This is a genomic window from Streptomyces sp. HUAS TT7 (assembly GCF_051550175.1).
In the GTDB taxonomy this organism is placed as follows: domain Bacteria; phylum Actinomycetota; class Actinomycetes; order Streptomycetales; family Streptomycetaceae; genus Streptomyces.
Window position 1 is genome coordinate 6015358 of sequence record NZ_CP196175.1, and the last position, 17569, is coordinate 6032926.

A 17569-nucleotide genomic window follows, 5' to 3' on the forward strand; every position below is an offset into this window, starting at 1 on the left:
TCGGTTGGGGACGTGACCGATGGGGTCCACAGGTTAGGCAGCCCTCAGTAGTGCTTGCAAGTTCAACATTCTTAATGTCTTGTTTCGGCTGGGTGAATCGAGCCAGGTGTGGTGTCGGGGGTCAGTGGCCGGTCCAAGATGGTTTTCAGTTGGACTGGACCAATTCGCGGGCTCCTCGCGCGGCGCGCCCGATCGAGCCGGAGGCGTGCGGAACGGCCGTGCAGGGTAAGGGTCATGAGCTGATTGCCGAACCATGGTCCGCCGGTCCTGCGCCAGTCGAGCGGCGGCCGAACCACCCGCCCGTGCCGGGCCAGGGCGCGCCCGAGCCGGCGGCCGAAACGGCTCCATCCGAAGCGGAATCCGGCCCGCACGGGGGCCGGAACGGAGTTGTGGACCGGCGAACACGTCAACTGGGCGACATGCGCGGTGAGTTGAGGCGCGGAATTTGGCCAGAAGGGCTCCGCCACGTAGGCGTGGTGCACATCACCCGACAGGACGCCGACGGTGGCGGGTGCGCCGGGTCCCGACCCCGCGCGGACGATCAGCTCGCTGAGGAGCCCGAACGAGGCGGGGAACGCGGCCCAGTGCTCCAGGTCGGCCCGGCGTCGCAGTTTCTCGCCGATCCGGGCCCAGCGCGGGCCGCGTGAACCCGCGCACAGCGCCGCGTCCCAGCCCTCCGCGTCATGGATGAGCGGCGGAAGCAGCCACGGCAGCGAGGTCCCGATCAGGAGGTGGTCGCAGGCGCCCGGCGCCGGCAGCTGCGCCCGGAGCCACCGCGCCTCGCCCTCGTCGAGCATCGCCCGCCGCTCCTCGTCCAGGACGCGAGCCGCCCGGGTGTCCACCATCAGCAGCCGGGTGCGGCCGAAGTCGCGCCGGTAGCTCCAGCGCACGGCCGCCGGGTCCGCGTCGGCCCGCGCGGCGAAGGAGCGCAGCGCCTCCGTGCCGTCCGGCGTGCCCCGCACCGCCGCGTACAGCGGGTCGGCGGCGAGCTCGGCGGGGGAGAGGTTGCCCAGGTGCTGGTGGACCCAGTACGACATCAGGCCGCTGACCAGCCGCTCCTGCCACCAGGGCGCGGCGCGCATCTCGGCGAGCCAGGCGGCGCTCGTGTTCCAGTCGTCGATCACGTCGTGGTCGTCGAAGATGTGGCAGCTCGGAACGGTCGACAGGAGCCAGCGCACCTCGGGGTCGAGCCAGGACTCGTAGTACAGCCGGGTGTACTCCTCGTAGTCCGCGACCTGGGCGCCCGGCGCGTCCCGCAGGTCCCGGCGCGCGCCGAGCCAGCGGCGGGTGTCCGCCGAGACGCTGTCCGCGTACACCTGGTCACCGAGGAGCAGCAGCACGTCGGGCCGCTCGGCCTCCGGATCGGCCGCCAGGCCCGCCGCGAGCGCGTCCAGCGCGTCGGTGCCCCCGGGCTCGGGCGCGCGCCGGCACGATCCGAAGGTGACGCGGAGCCGCGCGTACCCGTCCGCCGGGACCGCGACGGTGCTCGGCGGGAAGCGGGAGTCCGGCGGCGGCCAGACCGGCCGCCCGTCCAGCAGGACCTCGTACGCGGTGGCCTTGCCCGGCGTCAGCCCGGCCAGCGGGACCAGGGCGTAGTGGTGCCCGGCGATCTGGAACGTACGCGAGGAGCCCGCGGTGCCGTCCGCGCAGCGCACCCGGGCCGTGCAGGGCCGGTCGGCCTCGACCCAGACCGTGGCGGCCCCTCGCTGATCCACGTACCGCAGCAGCGGTCCCAGGCGAAGCCCGGCCATGTGGTGCCCCCTCCGTCGCCGGTCGTTCGTACGGTACGGAACGACGGAGGGGTACGACAGGTTTCAACAGCCTCCGAATTCAAGGTGGTTGAGGTAGGCGTGTCAGCAGCCGTTGAGGATGCCCTGGAGCGCGGACTTCTCGGCGGAGTCGACTGTGAGCTTGTAGTAGTGCTTCACGTCGACCCACATCCGGGCGTACGTGCAGCGGTAGGCGGTCCGCGACGGCAGCCACTTGGCCGGGTCCTTGTCGCCCTTGGCCTGGTTGACGTTGTCGGTCACCGCGATCAGCTGGGGCCGGGTCAGGTCGTTGGCGAAGCCCTGGCGCTGGGCGGTGGTCCAGTTGTTGGCGCCGGAGCGCCAGGCCTCTGCGAGCGGCACGAGGTGGTCGATGTCGAGGTCGGAGGCGGCGGTCCAGGTGGCGCCGTCGTACTCGGAGTACCAACTGCCGCTGATGGCCGCGCAGTTGGCGTCCGTCTTGACGTTCACGCCGTCGCGCTTGAGGACGACCTCGCGGGTGTTGCAGGTGCCGGACTGGGTGATCCAGTGCGGGAACTTGGCGCGGCTGTAGCCGGTCAGCGAACCCTCCGCCTGCACGGTCAGCTGGCCGAGGTAGGTGCGGGCGGTGGCGGCGTCGACCGGGGCGGGCGGCGAGGCCACCGCGGCCGGGGCGGCGATGAGGGCGGCGCCCGCGGCGAGCGCGGCAGCGGCGGCGAGGACGGCCGTGCGACGCGCGTAGACGCGGGGCGTACGGATCCCTGTGGCGGCTGACATGCGAACTCCCTTGATGTGGGGGGAACTTGACCGGCCGCGGGATGGGCGGCCCGGCCAGCGTGACGGCGCCAGGTTTCCTGCGGATGGGCGCCAGGTAACAGCGTGGCGACATGAGCACGTCAGATCAAGAGTTCGGACGGCACTGACAGGGGCGGGAGCTGACGGACCGTTCGCGCGGCACTGACGGGAAAGGGAGCCGACGGACCCGTTTGCGCGACGGTGTCCTGCGGGGCGCCCCGCGAGGGGTGACGGTCCCGGCGAGCCGCCCGTCGTACGGTGGGCGCGTGCTGCTGCCGGTGAATGTCACGCTCGGGGCCGTTCTCGTCGCCCTGCTCCTCGCGGCCGCGGGCGTCGCCGCGGCCGCGCACCTGGGGCGGCACCGCGAGATCCTGATCGCCGGGGTCAGGGCGGCCGTTCAGCTCACCGTGGTCGCCCTCGCGATCCACTGGGTGGTCGGCTCGGTGCCGCTGCTGCTCGGATTCCTGGCGCTGATGTACGCCGTCGCGGTCCGCACCGCGGGGCGCCGCATGACCGCCAACACCACCTGGTGGTGGGCGGCGGCGCCCATCGCGGCCGGCGTCGTCCCGGTGGTCGCGGCGCTGCTGCTCACCGGGCTCGTCCCGGTCAAGGGCATCGCGCTGATCCCGGTCACCGGCATCCTCATCGGCGGCGCGCTCACCGCGACCGTGCTCGGCGGGCGCCGCGCCCTCGACGAGCTGACCGCGCGGCGCGGCGAGGTGGAGGCCGGGATGGCGCTCGGCCTGCTCGACCGGGACGCCCGCCTGGAGATCGCCCGGCCCGCCGCCTCCGACGCACTGCTGCCCGGCCTCGACCAGACCAGGACGGTGGGCCTGGTCACCCTCCCCGGCGCCTTCGTCGGCATGCTGCTCGGCGGCGCGTCCCCCGTGCAGGCGGGCGCGGTCCAGCTCTTCGTCCTGGTCGCGCTCATGGCCGTACAGGCGGTCGCGGTGTCGGTGGTGCTCGAACTGGTCGCGCGCGGCAAGGTGCACCGGGAGGCGCGGGGGGACGTACGGGACCAACGTCCCTGATGGGAGGTGCGCGGCATGCCGTACCCTGGAGGGCGCAGAAGGGGAGTAGCTCTTCGCCGGAACGTCGACATACTGCCGAATCCCTCAGGGGTCCTCGGCCGGCGCCCGGAGGCGAGTGCCCGCGAGGGACCCGCCAGCGAGACCTTCGGCCGCAGTGACCATGACCATTCATGGCACTGCCGTGCCGAAGCGACCCCGGAATCTGTCCGAAACTGCTCTCGGTGCGGCCGTGCCCGACCGATTGAGGAACCCCTTCCGTGCTCAGCTTCACGATCATGGCGATCACCTTCGGTGTGATCTTCCTCGCCGAACTCCCCGACAAGACCGCGCTCGCGGGCCTCATGCTCGGCACCCGCTACAAGGCCTCGTACGTCTTCGTCGGCGTCGCGGCCGCCTTCGCCGTCCACGTCGTCCTCGCCATCGCGGCGGGCAGCGTCCTCACCCTGCTGCCGCACCGGCTGCTCCAGGCGATCGTCGGCGTGCTCTTCCTCGCGGGCGCGGCGATGCTGCTCTTCAAGAAGGGCGAGGACGACGAGGAGGTGAAGGCGCCCGCCGACCAGTCGTTCTGGAAGGTGTCGGGGGCGGGTTTCATGCTCATCCTGGTCGCCGAGTTCGGCGATCTGACCCAGATCATGACGGCCAACCTGGCCGCGCGCTACGACAACCCGCTCTCCGTCGGCCTCGGCGCGGTGCTCGGCCTGTGGGCGGTCGCCGGGCTCGGCATCGTGGGCGGAAAGGCCCTGATGAAGCGCGTGCCGCTGCGCCTGATCACCAAGGTGGCGGCCTGCCTGATGCTGGCGCTCGCGGGCTTCAGCCTGTTCGAGGCGATCGCGGGCTGAGGCCTCTCCTGGGCATACGGACCTGGGCATACGGATGTGAAAACGGCCCCCGTGGTAGGACGGGGGCCGTTTGTTCTCGGGGCTGCACCGGGCGGCTGGGTCAGCCGTTGATCTCCAGGCGCAGCGTGCCGTCCGCCTGCGCGGTGACGGTGAGGTGCGTGAGGTCGGGGACGTACGCGGTGGGCTCGTGGGCGTTCGCGCGCGGGCCGACGCCCACGACACGCATCCCGGCCGCCTTGCCCGCCGCGATGCCGGCCTCCGAGTCCTCGAAGACGATGCAGTCCGCCGGGGCGAAGCCCAGCTCGGCCGCGCCCTTGAGGAAGCCCTCCGGGTCCGGCTTGCTCGCGCCCACGCACTCTGCGGTGACCCGCACATCGGGCATCGGCAGGTCCGCGGCCGTCATACGGGCCCGGGCGAGCGCGGCGTCGGCCGAGGTCACCAGGGCGTGCGGCCGACCGGCGAGGGAGGCCATGAAGGCGGGGGCCCCGGCGACCGGCACGACGCCGTCGGTGTCCGCGGTCTCCTCGGCGAGCATCTCCTTGTTGTCGGCGAGGTTCTGCTCCATCGGCCGGTCCGGGAGCAGCACGGCCATCGTGGCGTAGCCCTGGCGGCCGTGGACGACCTTGAGGGCCGCCTCCGGGTCGAGGCCGTTGCGCTCGGCCCAACGGCGCCAGCAGCGTTCGACGACGGCGTCGGAGTTCACGATCGTGCCGTCCATGTCGAGGAGGAAGGCGCGGGCGGTCAGGACGGTGGTGGTCGTGGTGCTGGCCGGCATCGGCGGACTCCAGGGCACGGGAGCGGGGGGCACAGAAGCACAAAGGTGATCCCCGCCCGCCGGTCAGGGAGTACAGGCAGGGATCACTTTGTTCCACCACGATACAAAACGCGGAGGGGGTTGTGCCACCCGGCCCCCTTGTGGCGCTCGGAGCTGCCGCGCGGAGCTACTCGCCCGGGACCGGCGCGGCCACCGTCGCGGCCGGGGGGCCGGGCCTCGGCCGGCGCGGTTCGCGCACCCCGGCGGGCGGCGGCCCGCCCGGGCCGGAGCCGCCCGGGGTGCGGCGTCGCAGGAGCAGCCGCAGCAGCACGATCAGCGGCAGCAGGGGCAGGACGAGCAGGAGCCAGGGGCTCCGCCTGGGTTTCGCCGGACTCGTGGACGTCATCCCTCCACGGTCCGCCTCCCGCGCCCGGATGTCACGGGCCGTGCGGAAGCGGAACCGGTCCCTCGTTGGCGGCCGGCCGTGCCGCGCCTACGGCCGGTCCGTCATCGACTCCAGGGCGCGGCGGGTCGGCGGGCCGTACACGCCGGCCGGGTCGTCGTCGATGCCCGTGTACGACTGGAAGTCGCCTACCGCGCGCTCCGTACGGGACCCGAAGCTGCCATCGGGGGTGCCGGTGTAGAGCCCCAACTGGCCGAGTCTTTCCTGGAGTTCGAGCACGGCGGGTCCACTGTCGCCCCGCCGCAGCGTCGTGCTCGGCGGCGGCGCGAGCGGTCTGCCGTCGGGGGAGTTCGAGGACGGAGCGGATGCAGGGGCGGATGGTGCGGGCGCGGGCTTCGACGGGGGCGGCGAGGCCGGCCTGGACGCGGACGGGGACGGCGAGGGCCGCGCGGAGGGGGAGCGGCTCGGGGCCGCCTTCTTCGTACGGGAAGGAACGGCCGAGGGGGCCTCGGCGGAGGCGCTGCCGGTGCCGCTGTACGGGACGCCGGTGTCCGCGACGTCGGGCAGGGCCCGCTTCGGCGTGGCGTCCCCGGCGAACAGGGTGCTCGCGAACGCCGCCGTACCGATGACGACCGCGGCGGCGGCGCCGACGGCCAGAGCGGCGAGGCGGCGCCGTCTGCCGGGCGCCTCCGCGGGGCTCGGGGGCTCCCGGTCCGCGGCCGGGGGCTCCTCCGCCGGAACCGCCCCGAGCCGCATGGTCTGTTCGGACGGGGCCTCGGAGGCTGCGGCGGGCGGCCCCTCCGCGGCGTTCGGCAGCATCACGTACGGCCGGATCCGCAGGGGGTCGAAGTCCTCCGCCGCGGCGGCCTCGGCGACGCGTTCCGCGTGCAGGGTCTCGGCGGCGCGCTCGGCGCAGGCGCAGCCGGGTCCGCCGTCCACCCCGCGTTCGGCACCGCATTCGGGACAGCCGTGTCCGGTCATCGTCGGGTCCCCTCCCCATGGACTGCGAGCGATTATGCCCGGCGGCCCGCGGGCACCCGGGGTGTGCGGGAAGAGCCCGGCAGGCCATTTCCGTACATTCCGATCAAGATGGTGGAAGCGAGTCGGAGCACACACACGGATGGGACGTGGTCATGGCTCAGGGAATCGCTCCCGCCGCCGTCGCCCCCGGCGCGGGGCAGGAACGGCGGACCGTACTGGTCGCCATCGGCGCGCTGCTGCTCGGCATGCTGATCGCCGCACTCGACCAGACCATCGTCTCGACCGCGCTGCCGACCATCGTCAGCGACCTCGGCGGGATGGAGCACCTGTCGTGGGTGGTCACCGCCTACATGCTGGCCGCCACCGCCGCCACCCCGCTGTGGGGCAAGCTCGGCGACCAGTACGGCCGCAAGAAGCTGTTCCAGCTGGCGATCGTCATCTTCCTCGTCGGCTCCGGGCTGTGCGGCATCGCGCAGAACATGGGGGAGCTGATCGGCTTCCGGGCGCTCCAGGGGCTGGGCGGCGGCGGACTGATGGTGCTGTCCATGGCGATCGTCGGCGACATCGTCTCGCCGCGCGAACGCGGCAAGTACCAGGGTCTGTTCGGCGCCGTCTTCGGCGCGACCAGCGTGCTCGGCCCGCTGCTCGGCGGGTTCTTCACCGAACAGCTCAGCTGGCGCTGGGTGTTCTACATCAACCTGCCCATCGGCGTGATCGCGCTCCTCGTCATCGCCGCCGTGCTGCACATCCCGGCGCGCGGGACCCGGCACACCATCGACTACCTGGGCACCTTCCTCATCGCCTCCGTCGCCACCTGCCTGGTCCTGGTCGCGTCCCTCGGCGGTACGACCTGGGCCTGGGGATCGGCGCAGATCATCGGGCTCGCGGTGCTCGGCGTGGTGCTCCTTGTGGCCTTCGTCGCCGTGGAGCGCAAGGCGGTCGAGCCGGTGCTTCCGCTGAAGCTGTTCCGGATCCGTACGTTCACCCTCGTCGCGGTCATCAGCTTTGTCGTGGGCTTCGCGATGTTCGGCGCGATGACGTACCTGCCGACGTTCCTCCAGGTCGTGCGGGGCATCTCGCCGACGATGTCCGGCGTGCACATGCTGCCGATGGTCCTCGGCATGCTGCTGACCTCGACGGCGTCCGGCCAGATCGTGTCGCGTACGGGACGCTGGAAGGTGTTCCCCATCGCCGGTACGGGGGTCACGACGATCGGCCTGCTGCTCCTGCACCGGCTCACCGAGACGAGCTCCACCTGGGAGATGAGCGTCTACTTCTTCGTCTTCGGCGCGGGCCTCGGCCTGGTCATGCAGGTCCTGGTGCTTGTCGTGCAGAACGCCGTCGACTACGCGGACCTGGGCGTCGCGACCTCGGGCGCCACGTTCTTCCGCTCCATCGGGGCCTCGTTCGGCGTCGCCATCTTCGGCACGATCTTCACCAACCGGCTCACCGGCAAGCTCTCCGATGCGCTGGCCGGACAGCAGCTGCCGCCCGGCGTCGGCCCCGGCGCCATCGCCGCCGACCCGCGCGCGATCGGCCAACTCCCGCCCGCCGCACGGCAGCCGGTACTGCACGCCTACGCCTCCTCCATCACCGACGTCTTCCTGTACGCGGCGCCGGTCGTGCTCCTCGCCTTCGTGACGGCGTGGTTCCTGAAGGAGGACAAGCTGCGGGGTGCGGTCACCGCCCCCGACACCAGCGAGACCCTCGCCTCGAACCCCGTCCACAGGTCGTCGTACGACGAGTGCGCACGGGCCCTCTCGGTCCTGGGCACGCGCGAGGGCCGCCGCAAGATCTACGAGACGATCACGGCGAAGGCGGACCTCGACCTCCTCCCGGCGGCGAGCTGGCTGCTCCTGCGCATCAGGAAGTACGGGTCCGCCGACCCCGCGGTGCTCGCCGAGCGCGTCACGGTACCGCTGCACGTCATCACCGAGGCGTCCCGCCAGATCGAGGAACGCGGGCTCGCCACGCGCGAGGGCATGCCGATGGTCCTCACGGACCAGGGCCGCGAGATCGCGGTCCGCCTGGCAGCGGCACGGGAGGACTCCCTCGCCGAACTGCTCGGCAACTGGTGGGGCCCGGACCGCCCCAGGGACCTGGAAAAGCTGGTGGCGGAGCTGTCGTCGGAACTGTCGGGCTCGGACGGCGAACAGCCGACGGGGCCGGCGGTGCCGAGGGACCACGCGGCGTGAGCGGACCCGGCGTGGAGCACCGGAATCAGAGCTCCTTGGCGAACCAGCGCTCCCGGTACGGGCCCTCGCTGTACGGGGCCACCTCGCGATAGCCGTGCTTGGCGTAGAGCCCGCGGGCCTCGACGAGGTCGTGCCGGGTGTCGAGGGCGAGCCGCCGGGCGCCGAGGCGGCGGGCCGCGTCCTCAAGGGCCGAGAGCAGCGCCGCGCCGCCCCCGGTGCCGCGGGCGAAGGGGCGGACGTACACGCGAGTGAGCTCGGCCGTGGCCGGGGCGGTCCCGTCGATGACGGGGGCCTCCGCGCACAACAGCACACCCCCGCAGGCAGCGGGACGTCCGCCGTACCGCCCGACCACGAAGTCCCCGGTGGGAGAGCGCAGTTGATCGGCACCGTCATCGGTGAGCCCCTGCGCGATCTCCTCGACGGTGGCGGGCCGGCCGTACCACCGGCTCGCCACCTCGTCGTAGTAGTCACGCCGCAGAAGACTCGCATCGGGGGTGTCGGGCCGCTCGGCAGCCATGATCCAACTCATGGGCCACTGCCTATCCCGGGGGTGGCGGTCCTGGCCACCGAATTAAACGGGCCGCCGGGCTCAGGCCTTGGGCGCGGCCTGCTGGACGACCTCGAAGGACCACAGTTCGGAGCCGGAGGCGGCGGGCTTGGGGCGCTCGCCGCCCTCGCCCTGGGCGCCGCCGTGCGCGCCGCGCATGGAGGTGGCCATCCAGTTCTGGAAGTCCTCCTCGCTGCGCCAGCGGGTGTAGACGAGGTACCTGTCGGTGCCCTCGGCCGGCCGAAGCAGCTCGAACCACTCGAACCCGTCCGAGTTCTCCACCGACCCGGCCCGGGAGGCGAACCGCTTCTCCAGCACCTCCCGCTGCTCTTCCGGCACGGTCAGTACGTTGATCTTTACGACGCTGGCCACGCGACACCTCTCGTCAGAAGGCCGCCGGGGGTGGGGGCCTTCGCCTCGTCCATAGGTGATCAGTGTGCTGCATGGCCAGGTCAAATTGGTGTGAGGGCGGTTGTCCGGCGCCTCACGCGGGCCCGGACGGCGAGGCCGGCCCCGACCCCCAGCACCACCAGCACGCCCCCCACCGTCGACAGCCAGGCCGGCACCCCGCCCAGCGTCATCAACTCGTCGGTGTACCGAGTCTGTTGGAAGGGTGTGTCGTTCGCCGACGGCTTCAGTTCGTGGTCGCCCGTGATCTCGTCCGGGTGCCGGAAGTACTGGGTCATGGCAGTCAGGTAGACCGGGTTGTCCCGGCCCGCCAGGTCGGCCAGGGAGCCCGTCGGGTGGTTGATTCTGCCTGCGAACAGGGTCTCGGGGGTGGCGCCGCCGATCCGCGACGTCGTCTCCATGCGGTGGTTCGCCAGTACGTACAGGTTCAGCGTCTGCGGGGTCTTCGCCAGGCGGGACAAGCGCATCGGGTAGATCGGGCGGTCGCTCGTGAAGGTCAGGCTCAGGGGGTCCAGGGAGCCGCCCAGGGCCTGGCCCGGCCGGTCGGGGGCCAGGCGGATCGCCACGTACTCCCACCTCTGGTCGACGTACGGGCGCAGCTCGGTGGCCAGGGCGGGCGGGAGCTGGAAGCCGTTGCGGGTCAGCCAGTCGCGCAGCGCCGTCGGGTCGGTGGCGGTGAGGCGGGCCACGTCGAACGGGCCGAGACGCTCCCTGCCGACCACTTCGACGGGAGGCTTCGCCGCCGCGTTCGGGGCGCCGTCGCCCACGCTGCGGCTCATGGAGAACGGCCAGTCGCCGTTCCGGGGCCAGAAGTACGAGCGGGTGCGGTTCACCGGCTCGGAGAGCTCCTCCAGCTGGTCGAAGAGGCGGCGGTCGCCGAGCTTCACCGTCGCCCGGCTCGGCACCGGCATGATCCAAGCAGCCTTCGGCGCGTTCCCGTCGACCGTGAGCCGCATGACGATCTGCTCGGTGTGCCCGTCGAAGCGCACCGCCGACGTCTCCTGCTTCACGCTCAACTGCCGCCCGCTCTGCGGCACCATCGCCCCGCAGCCACAGGCGTACGCGGGCGCCACCAGCGAGCCCAGTTGCATCGCCACCAGCGCCAATGCCACCAACAGCGCCCGCCGCAGGCGTCTCTGACCGTCCCGCATGTCCGCGTACCCCCGTGTTGATCGATCGACGGGAGCTACGACGGCGTTGCGGTGCCTTCGGTTCCGGTACGTTGCCCGTTCCGGGACCGCTCCGGGATCGTTCCGGACAAATCCGTGTGACGGTCAGGCGAAGGGGGCGGTTGCGCGAGTCTTCCTTCCCGGGCGGTGCCAAGGCCTGGAAGCAACGCAGAAGGCTCGGCGGGAGGTTCGGCGGGGCGTGGGGAATGCGGAGCACGGCGGCGGACGCGACAGCGGGGCGGACACCGGCACGGTGGCCCCGGGAATCGGAACGGCCCGCGTGGTCCTGTGGCTCCTCGCGGGCGTGCTCGCGATACGGCAGATCGCCGCCGTACTGCGCCTGCCCCCCGGCGAACGGCTGACCGACCTGGAGACCTGGACCCGCGCGGGCGGCGCCCTCCACGTGACGGGCTCCCTCTACGGAGCCGAAGCCGGCACCAGCGGCGATCACTTCACCGGCACGCCCTTCGCCGGACTCGTGCTCAAGCCGCTCGCGCACGCCGCCGAGCAGGCCCTCGGCGTCGGCTGGACGTTCGGCACGCTGCTGCTCGTCGTCGTCCTCGGCCTGGTAGTGGCTCGCGCCCTGCCCGGCCCGGTCCCGCGCCCCGGCCTGCTGCACCCGCTGGTCACGGTCTGCGCGATCCTGGCCACGGCCAACCACTGGGTGCTCGACGCGGTCGGCGGCGCGGCGGTCGTCGCGGCCGGCTTCGGGCTCGTGTACGTCCTCGCCGGTCCGCGCCGCATTCAGCTCCCCGAGCTGCCGTCGCCCAGAGCCGCGACATGGCCGGGCACGGCGATGCCGGCGGGCAGCGCGGGGTCGGCCTCGGGCGCCCCGAAGTAGCTCCGCAGCGGCACCACCCCGGCCCACAGGCCGAGCTCGCCGTCGGGCCCGTCCGCATCCTCGGGCGGGCCTGAAGCCACCTTCACGGACGCCTCCTCCAGTGAGAGGGCGAGCAGTGAAGTGGCCGCCAGTTCACGGGAGTTGGGCCGCCGTGCATAGTCCCACTGGCCCGGGGCGCAGTGCTCGGTGACGACCCTGAGCCCGTGCAGGAGCTCGTCCCCGCCGGTGATCAGCCGGGGCACGGCGTACACCATCGCGCTGCGGTAGTTCACCCCGTGCTCGAAGACCGACCGGGCGAGCACGAGCCCGTCGATGTGCGTGACGCTCACGCAGACCGTCGCCCCCGGCGCCTGAACGATGCTGCGGCTGGCGACCGAGCCGTGCACGTACAGCGTCCGGCTCTCGAAGTCCACGCCGTACACCGTCGGCACCACCATGGGTGCGCCGTCGACGACGACCCCGAGATGGCACACGAACCCGGCCCGCAGGATCGCGTCGAGATCCGCGACCCGGGTGCTGCCCTGGTCGCGCAGCCGCCGATGCCGGGTCCGCGCGGTGACGGCCAGCTCCGTCGGTGTCGGCTGATTGTGTTGATCCGGTCGCTCTGCGTCCATTTTCCTGCCGATTCAGTTGCGGGGGCATGCCTGGCCAACTGTTTCAGCAGAAAGGGCGCTCATCAAGAGGCATCGGCCTCCCGTGCGCAGAGGTCGAGCACGGCCTGGAGGTAGTCCTCCAGACGCTCCTTGACGAGGTCCTCGGTGAGGTCGGTGCGGCCGAGCGCGCGCCAGGGATCGGCGACGTCCTCCGCGTCCGGCGCGAAGGCGAGGGCGTCGAGGAGCCGCCAGTACAGCCGGTCGTACGGGTCGGGTGCGAGCTGTCCGCCCGCCGCGACGTACTGCTCGGCGAAGGCCGGCCCGGCCGCGGCACCGTGGAGCAGTGCGAGGTTGGTCGAGCAGTGCGCCACGTCGAGGTCGGCCGGGCCCCAGGACGTCTCGACCCAGTCGACCACGCCGCTGACGCGCAGCTCGGGGCCGGCGCCGGTGAACAGGACGTTGCCGGGATGGAAGTCGCGGTGCAGGAACACCGGCCGGTACGCGGGCGGTTGGCGCCGGATTACGTCGATGGCGCGCCGCCAGACGTCGGGCCGGCGGGTGTCCTCGGGTGCCTCGACTTCGTCGGCGGTGGTCCAGGCCTCGTAGGCGCGGGGCCGCTCGGACGCGCCGACCTCGACGCGGTGGATGTCGAGGAGCTGGCGGGCGAGCAGGGGCGCGCGCTCGTCGGCGCCGGAGGTGTCGAGGCGCACCTCGCCCGGGAGCAGCGACATGAGCAGTGAGGGGTGGTCGCAGTGCTCGCCGGCGGGGTCGACGGCGATGAGTTCGGCGGCCGGTACGCCGGTGCGGGCGAGCAGGGTCAGGATGTCGGCCTCGCGCGTGAGCAGCCCGGGGGCGTGCCGCCGGTAGAAGGCGTCGGAGAAGGAGCGCAGGACGAGCGAACGCGGCCGCTCCCCGCCGAGATGCAGGCGCCGTATCTCGGACGTGATTCCGCCGTGCAGGGCGACCGCCTGCTCGATCTGCGCGCCCACGCTCTTCTCGACCCACAGCCGGGTCGTGCCCCAGCCCTCACCCGTGTCCATGTTGTCGATCACGGGTCGAGCGTAACCAGAACCGGGAGGAGACAGGGGCGGGGCGTAGGGGGGATGGCCCCTGCCTCCCGGTTCCGGGTGGGTCAACTCCGGGACACCTGAAGGCCCTTGATGCCGTTCAGCCAGGCCGAGCGGAGGCGGCGGGGGTCGCCGGCCAGACGCAGGTCGGGCAGGATGTCGGCCACCGCGTTGAAGATCAGGTCGATTTCGAGGACCGCCAGGGACTTGCCGAGGCAGAAGTGCGGGCCCCCGCCGCCGAAGCCGAGGTGGGGGTTGGGGTCCCGGGTGATGTCGAAGCGCTCGGGGTGCTCGAAGACCTCGGGGTCGTTGTTGGCGGAGGAGTAGAAGATGCCGACGCGGTCGCCCGCCTTGATCTTCTGGCCGCCGAGTTCGGTGTCCTGGGTGGCCGTGCGCTGGAAGGAGACGACCGGGGTCGCCCAGCGCACGATCTCCTCGGCCGCGGTCTCGGGGCGCTCGCGTTTGTAGAGTTCCCACTGGTCTGGGTGGGTCAGGAACGCGTGCATGCCGTGGCTGATGGCGTTGCGGGTCGTCTCGTTGCCGGCCACCGCGAGCAGGATGACGAAGAAGCCGAACTCGTCCGAGAGCAGGTTGCCCTCGCCCTCGGCCGCGACCAGGGTCGAGACGATGTCCTTCGCCGGACACTCCTTGCGGGCCGCGGCGAGGTTCATCGCGTACGAGACCAGCTCCATGGCTGCTTCGGCGCCGATCTCCTCGGTGATCGCGTACTCGGGATCGTCGTACGCCGCCATCTTGTTGGACCAGTCGAAGATCTTGGTCCGGTCCTCCTGGGGGACGCCGATGAGTTCGGCGATGGCCTGGAGGGGGAGCTCGACGGCGATGTTGGTGACGAAGTCGAAGGTGCCGTTGTTCTTGTTGGCTTCCGACAGGGCCGCGTCCACGATGCTGCGGGCGCGGTCGCGCAGGGCGCCCTCCAGGGAGCGGATCGCGCGCGGGGTGAAGCCGCGCTGGACGATCTGGCGGACCCGGGTGTGCTCGGGCGGGTCCATGTTCAGCATGATCAGCTTCTGGACGTCGATCTGCTCGCGGCTGATCGACTCGTTGAAGCGGATGACGGCGGTGTTGGTGGTGGAGGAGAACAACTCCGGGTGCGTGGAAACGTACTTGACGTCGGCGTGCCGCGTCACCGCCCAGTAGCCGTCGTCCTGGAAGCCGGCGATGCCGGACGGCTGGGCGCACCACCACACCGGGGCTGTCTGCCGCAGCTCGGCGAACTCCGGGTGCGGCACACGGGATTGGAGCAGGTCGGGGTCGGTGAAGTCGAACCCGTCGGGCAGGTGGGGGCAACGCATTGGCCACTCCATGTCTGACGGTCCATCAGAAGTTGACCGAAAGGTAGTAACGGGTTCTACAAGTGGCAAGGGCCGCGGCAGCATCTGTTGCGCACTGAACTCCCTATGCGGGACGTGCACAACCCTTGCGTACCCGGGGTAGCTCTCATAAGACTGCACTCAGAACTAGAACGCGTATCAGTTCGTGGCCGTGCGGTGCCGGGACACCCAGCGGCTGTGTCAGGAGAGGACGAGCTCATGGCCGCGGAACCCGTCATCGTCGAAGCCGTACGCACCCCCATCGGCAAGCGTGGAGGCGCGCTCGCCAATCTGCACCCCGCCTATCTCCTTGGCGAGACCTACCGCGAACTCCTCGGCCGCACCGGCATCCACGCCGACTGCGTCGAACAGATCGTCGGCGGCACGGTCACGCACGCCGGCGAACAGTCCATGAACCCGGCGCGCAACGCCTGGCTCGCGATGGGGCTGCCGTACGAGACCGCCGCGACCACCGTGGACTGCCAGTGCGGATCCTCGCAGCAGGCCAGTCACATGGTCGCCAACATGATCGCGGCGGGGGTCATCGACGTCGGGATCAGCTGCGGGGTGGAGGCGATGTCGCGGGTGCCGCTGGGCTCCGGCTCCAAGCACGGGCCCGGCAAGCCGTGGCCGGACGAGTGGAACGTGGACCTGCCGAACCAGTTCGAGGCGGCGGAGCGGATCGCCCGCAACCGGGGCCTGACGCGGGAGCGTGTCGATGCGCTGGGCCTGTTGTCGCAGGAGCGGGCGGCGGTCGCCTGGGGCGAGGAACGCTTCAAGCGGGAGACGTTCGCGGTTCAGGTCCCCACGACGGAGGAGGAGCAGGCGGCGGGGCAGGGCATGTGGCGGCTCGTCGACCGCGACGAAGGGCTGCGCGACACCTCGATGGAGGCGCTCGGGCGGCTCAAGCCGGTCATGCCGACGGCCGTGCACACGGCGGGCAACTCCTCGCAGATCTCCGACGGTTCGGCGGCCATCATGTGGGCCTCCAAGCGGATGGCCCGCGCGCTGAAGCTGAAGCCCCGGGCGCGGATCGTGGCCCAGGCGCTGGTGGGCGCCGACCCGCACTTCCATCTCGACGGGCCGATCGATGCGACGCGGGCGGTGCTTGGCAAGGCCGGGATGTCGCTGCGGGACATCGACCTCGTCGAGATCAACGAGGCGTTCGCTTCTGTGGTGTTGAGCTGGGCGCAGGTCTTCGAGCAGGACCTGGAGAAGGTGAACGTCAATGGGGGTGCGATTGCGCTGGGGCACCCTGTGGGGGCGACCGGGGCCCGGCTGATCGCAACGGCGTTGCACGAGCTTGAGCGGCGGGACAAGGAGTTTGCGCTCGTCACCATGTGTGCGGGTGGGGCGTTGGCTACGGGGACGATCATTCAGCGGCTGTAGGTTTCCCCCCCCCGCCCCTTCCCGAGACCCTCCGGGGGTGTGGGGTGGGCTGAGGTCGGTTTCCGGGGGCGCTGCCCCCGGGCCCCCGCTCCTCAAGCGCCGGAGGGGCTGACTATGTCGCCGGGTCGGGTGCGGGTCCTGTCTGGCTGGTCGCGCCGTTCCCCGCGCCCCTTGTAGGGCGCCCAGTGCACCCCGTTGACGGCGGACTCGGTAGGGCGGAACCGACAGTGGTACCTGGCCCGGACGGCGGGTTATCCGGCCGGGATCGGGCCGAGGTAGGTGCCGCCGGAGACGTCTATGGTCTGGCCGGTCACCCAGCGGCCCTGCGGGCCCGCCAGGAAGCCCACCACATCCGCGACGTCCTCCGGCTCGCCGATCCGGCCGAGCGCGGTGATCGATTCGAGTCCGGCCATCGCCTCGGGAACGCCGGTCCACCCGGCGGTCATGTCGGTCAGCACCACCCCGGGTTCGACCGTGTTCACGGTGATCCGGCGCCGGCCCAGCTCGTTGGCGAGCGACGGGCCGAGGGCAGCCAGCGCCGCCTTGCTGACGGTGTAGCCGATCTGGAGGTGGTTCGCGATCCGGGTGGCCGCCGAGCCCATGTTGATGATCCGCCCGCCGTCCCGCAGCAGTGGCAACGCCCGCTGGATCACAAAGATCGGCGTGCGTACGTTGACCGCCAGTACGCGATCGAGCTCTTCCTCGGTGAGCTGCGCGATGGAACTGACCGAGTGGACGCCCGCGTTGTTGACCAGGATGTCCAGGCCGTCGGCGCCGTGGTCCGCAAGGCCGGCGGCGAACTGCTCGAACAACCGGTCCACGGCGCCGCTCTCGCCGAACCCGGCCTGCACCGCGAACGCCCGGCCGCCGCCCTTGGCGATCAGCGCCACTGTTTCCTCGGCGGCCTCTTGGCTGCCGCCGTAGTGGACCGCGACCAGCGCCCCCTCGGCGGCGAGCCGCAGGGCGACCGCGCGCCCGATCCCGCGAGAGCCGCCCGTCACCAGTGCGGTCCTGCCGTCCAGTTCCCCCATGATCGCCTTCCTGCTGTGTTGCCCGGCCAAAGGTCAGCTTGTGCCGACCGGCCTGAACATCCTTTCGAACGCACGGTACGTGAAGTCTGGCGACGGGACCGGGGGAATGTGACAGCCCCTTTGCTGCTCGCTGTTTGGCAGTGGGAAGTCCCGCCACTCCGAAGGGAGTTGGAGTGGCGGGTCTTAGGTGCATCGGCTGGCCGCTATGCGTCGGCGCGCACCAATTCCACCAGCCCGGCAAATGCGCCGGGGGAGAGCATCAGTACGGGGCTGTCGGTCAGCTTGCTGTCACGTATGGGAACGACGCCGTGAGCCGTCGCAAAGTCCGGCGCCCACTCGACACACTGTCCGCCGTCGCCGCTGCTGTAGGTGCTGCTGACCCAACGCATGTCACACGGGTCTGGCGTCTTGCCCATGAGCGTGTTCCTCCATGACCGAGTGGATGAGATG

At 71.5% G+C, this 17569-nt stretch carries 18 protein-coding genes; 5 read left to right on the plus strand and 13 right to left on the minus strand.

Annotation, left to right across the window (positions count from 1 at the left end; translation table 11 throughout):
• Positions 1-71 precede the first annotated feature (71 nt).
• Both ACSHXC_RS27075 and ACSHXC_RS27080 read right to left on the minus strand, forming a co-directional pair.
• Positions 72-1751, minus strand: coding sequence for an alkaline phosphatase D family protein (locus ACSHXC_RS27075; protein WP_438294081.1), 1680 nt, complete (start codon positions 1749-1751; stop codon positions 72-74).
• 102 nt (positions 1752-1853) lie between these two features.
• Positions 1854-2522, minus strand: coding sequence for an HNH endonuclease family protein (locus tag ACSHXC_RS27080; RefSeq protein ID WP_438294082.1), 669 nt, complete (start codon positions 2520-2522; stop codon positions 1854-1856).
• A 284-nt stretch (positions 2523-2806) separates the two neighbouring features.
• Here ACSHXC_RS27080 and ACSHXC_RS27085 point away from each other — a divergent pair, with 284 nt between their 5' ends.
• Positions 2807-3571 (plus strand): ABC transporter permease, encoded by a 765-nt coding sequence (locus tag ACSHXC_RS27085; RefSeq protein WP_438294083.1) that lies wholly within the window; start codon positions 2807-2809, stop codon positions 3569-3571.
• Positions 3572-3828: 257 nt separating this feature from the next.
• Positions 3829-4410 (plus strand): TMEM165/GDT1 family protein, encoded by a 582-nt coding sequence (locus ACSHXC_RS27090; RefSeq protein WP_053727152.1) that lies wholly within the window; start codon positions 3829-3831, stop codon positions 4408-4410.
• 100 nt (positions 4411-4510) lie between these two features.
• Here the strand turns inward: ACSHXC_RS27090 and ACSHXC_RS27095 are convergent, their stop codons facing one another.
• The 3 genes from ACSHXC_RS27095 to ACSHXC_RS27105 form a co-directional block, all read right to left on the minus strand.
• Entirely contained in the window at positions 4511-5185 is a 675-nt protein-coding gene (locus ACSHXC_RS27095) for an HAD-IA family hydrolase (protein WP_438294084.1), read from the minus strand.
• Positions 5186-5351: 166 nt separating this feature from the next.
• A complete protein-coding gene (locus ACSHXC_RS27100) occupies positions 5352-5570 on the minus strand; it encodes a hypothetical protein (RefSeq protein ID WP_438294085.1) in 219 nt (72 codons plus the stop codon).
• Positions 5571-5657: 87 nt separating this feature from the next.
• Positions 5658-6548: a peptidoglycan-binding domain-containing protein gene (locus tag ACSHXC_RS27105; protein WP_438294086.1), complete on the minus strand. Its 891-nt coding sequence runs from the start codon at positions 6546-6548 to the stop codon at positions 5658-5660.
• A 152-nt stretch (positions 6549-6700) separates the two neighbouring features.
• Between ACSHXC_RS27105 and ACSHXC_RS27110 the strand changes: the two genes are divergently transcribed.
• Complete coding sequence (locus tag ACSHXC_RS27110; RefSeq protein ID WP_438294087.1) at positions 6701-8743, plus strand: DHA2 family efflux MFS transporter permease subunit; 2043 nt, start codon at positions 6701-6703, stop codon at positions 8741-8743.
• A gap of 25 nt (positions 8744-8768) precedes the next feature.
• Here ACSHXC_RS27110 and ACSHXC_RS27115 read toward each other — a convergent pair whose 3' ends face one another.
• From ACSHXC_RS27115 to ACSHXC_RS27125, 3 genes are all read right to left on the minus strand, one after another.
• Complete coding sequence (locus ACSHXC_RS27115) at positions 8769-9272, minus strand: GNAT family N-acetyltransferase (protein WP_438294088.1); 504 nt, start codon at positions 9270-9272, stop codon at positions 8769-8771.
• Positions 9273-9332: 60 nt separating this feature from the next.
• A complete protein-coding gene (locus ACSHXC_RS27120) occupies positions 9333-9662 on the minus strand; it encodes an antibiotic biosynthesis monooxygenase family protein (RefSeq protein WP_438294089.1) in 330 nt (109 codons plus the stop codon).
• A gap of 80 nt (positions 9663-9742) precedes the next feature.
• Positions 9743-10849, minus strand: a complete 1107-nt coding sequence (locus ACSHXC_RS27125; RefSeq protein WP_438294090.1) for a DUF2330 domain-containing protein — start codon at positions 10847-10849, stop codon at positions 9743-9745.
• Positions 10850-11120: 271 nt separating this feature from the next.
• On the opposite strand from ACSHXC_RS27125, the gene ACSHXC_RS27130 reads away from it, so the two are divergent.
• On the plus strand, positions 11121-11708 hold the full coding sequence (locus ACSHXC_RS27130; protein ID WP_438296855.1) for a phosphatase PAP2 family protein: 588 nt from the start codon (positions 11121-11123) through the stop codon (positions 11706-11708).
• On the opposite strand, the gene ACSHXC_RS27135 is transcribed toward ACSHXC_RS27130, so the two are convergent.
• The 3 genes from ACSHXC_RS27135 to ACSHXC_RS27145 form a co-directional block, all read right to left on the minus strand.
• Positions 11612-12322, minus strand: a complete 711-nt coding sequence (locus ACSHXC_RS27135) for a pyridoxamine 5'-phosphate oxidase family protein (protein WP_438294091.1) — start codon at positions 12320-12322, stop codon at positions 11612-11614. The two genes, ACSHXC_RS27130 and ACSHXC_RS27135, sit on opposite strands and share 97 nt — an antisense overlap.
• A gap of 62 nt (positions 12323-12384) precedes the next feature.
• A complete protein-coding gene (locus ACSHXC_RS27140) occupies positions 12385-13341 on the minus strand; it encodes a phosphotransferase family protein (protein ID WP_438296857.1) in 957 nt (318 codons plus the stop codon).
• 92 nt (positions 13342-13433) lie between these two features.
• A complete protein-coding gene (locus tag ACSHXC_RS27145) occupies positions 13434-14681 on the minus strand; it encodes a cytochrome P450 (protein ID WP_438294092.1) in 1248 nt (415 codons plus the stop codon).
• Positions 14682-14918: 237 nt separating this feature from the next.
• Here ACSHXC_RS27145 and ACSHXC_RS27150 point away from each other — a divergent pair, with 237 nt between their 5' ends.
• On the plus strand, positions 14919-16088 hold the full coding sequence (locus ACSHXC_RS27150) for a steroid 3-ketoacyl-CoA thiolase (RefSeq protein ID WP_438294093.1): 1170 nt from the start codon (positions 14919-14921) through the stop codon (positions 16086-16088).
• A gap of 251 nt (positions 16089-16339) precedes the next feature.
• Here the strand turns inward: ACSHXC_RS27150 and ACSHXC_RS27155 are convergent, their stop codons facing one another.
• Entirely contained in the window at positions 16340-17119 is a 780-nt protein-coding gene (locus tag ACSHXC_RS27155) for an SDR family NAD(P)-dependent oxidoreductase (protein WP_438294094.1), read from the minus strand.
• A 203-nt stretch (positions 17120-17322) separates the two neighbouring features.
• Entirely contained in the window at positions 17323-17535 is a 213-nt protein-coding gene (locus ACSHXC_RS27160; protein WP_438294095.1) for a DUF397 domain-containing protein, read from the minus strand.
• Positions 17536-17569 lie beyond the last annotated feature (34 nt).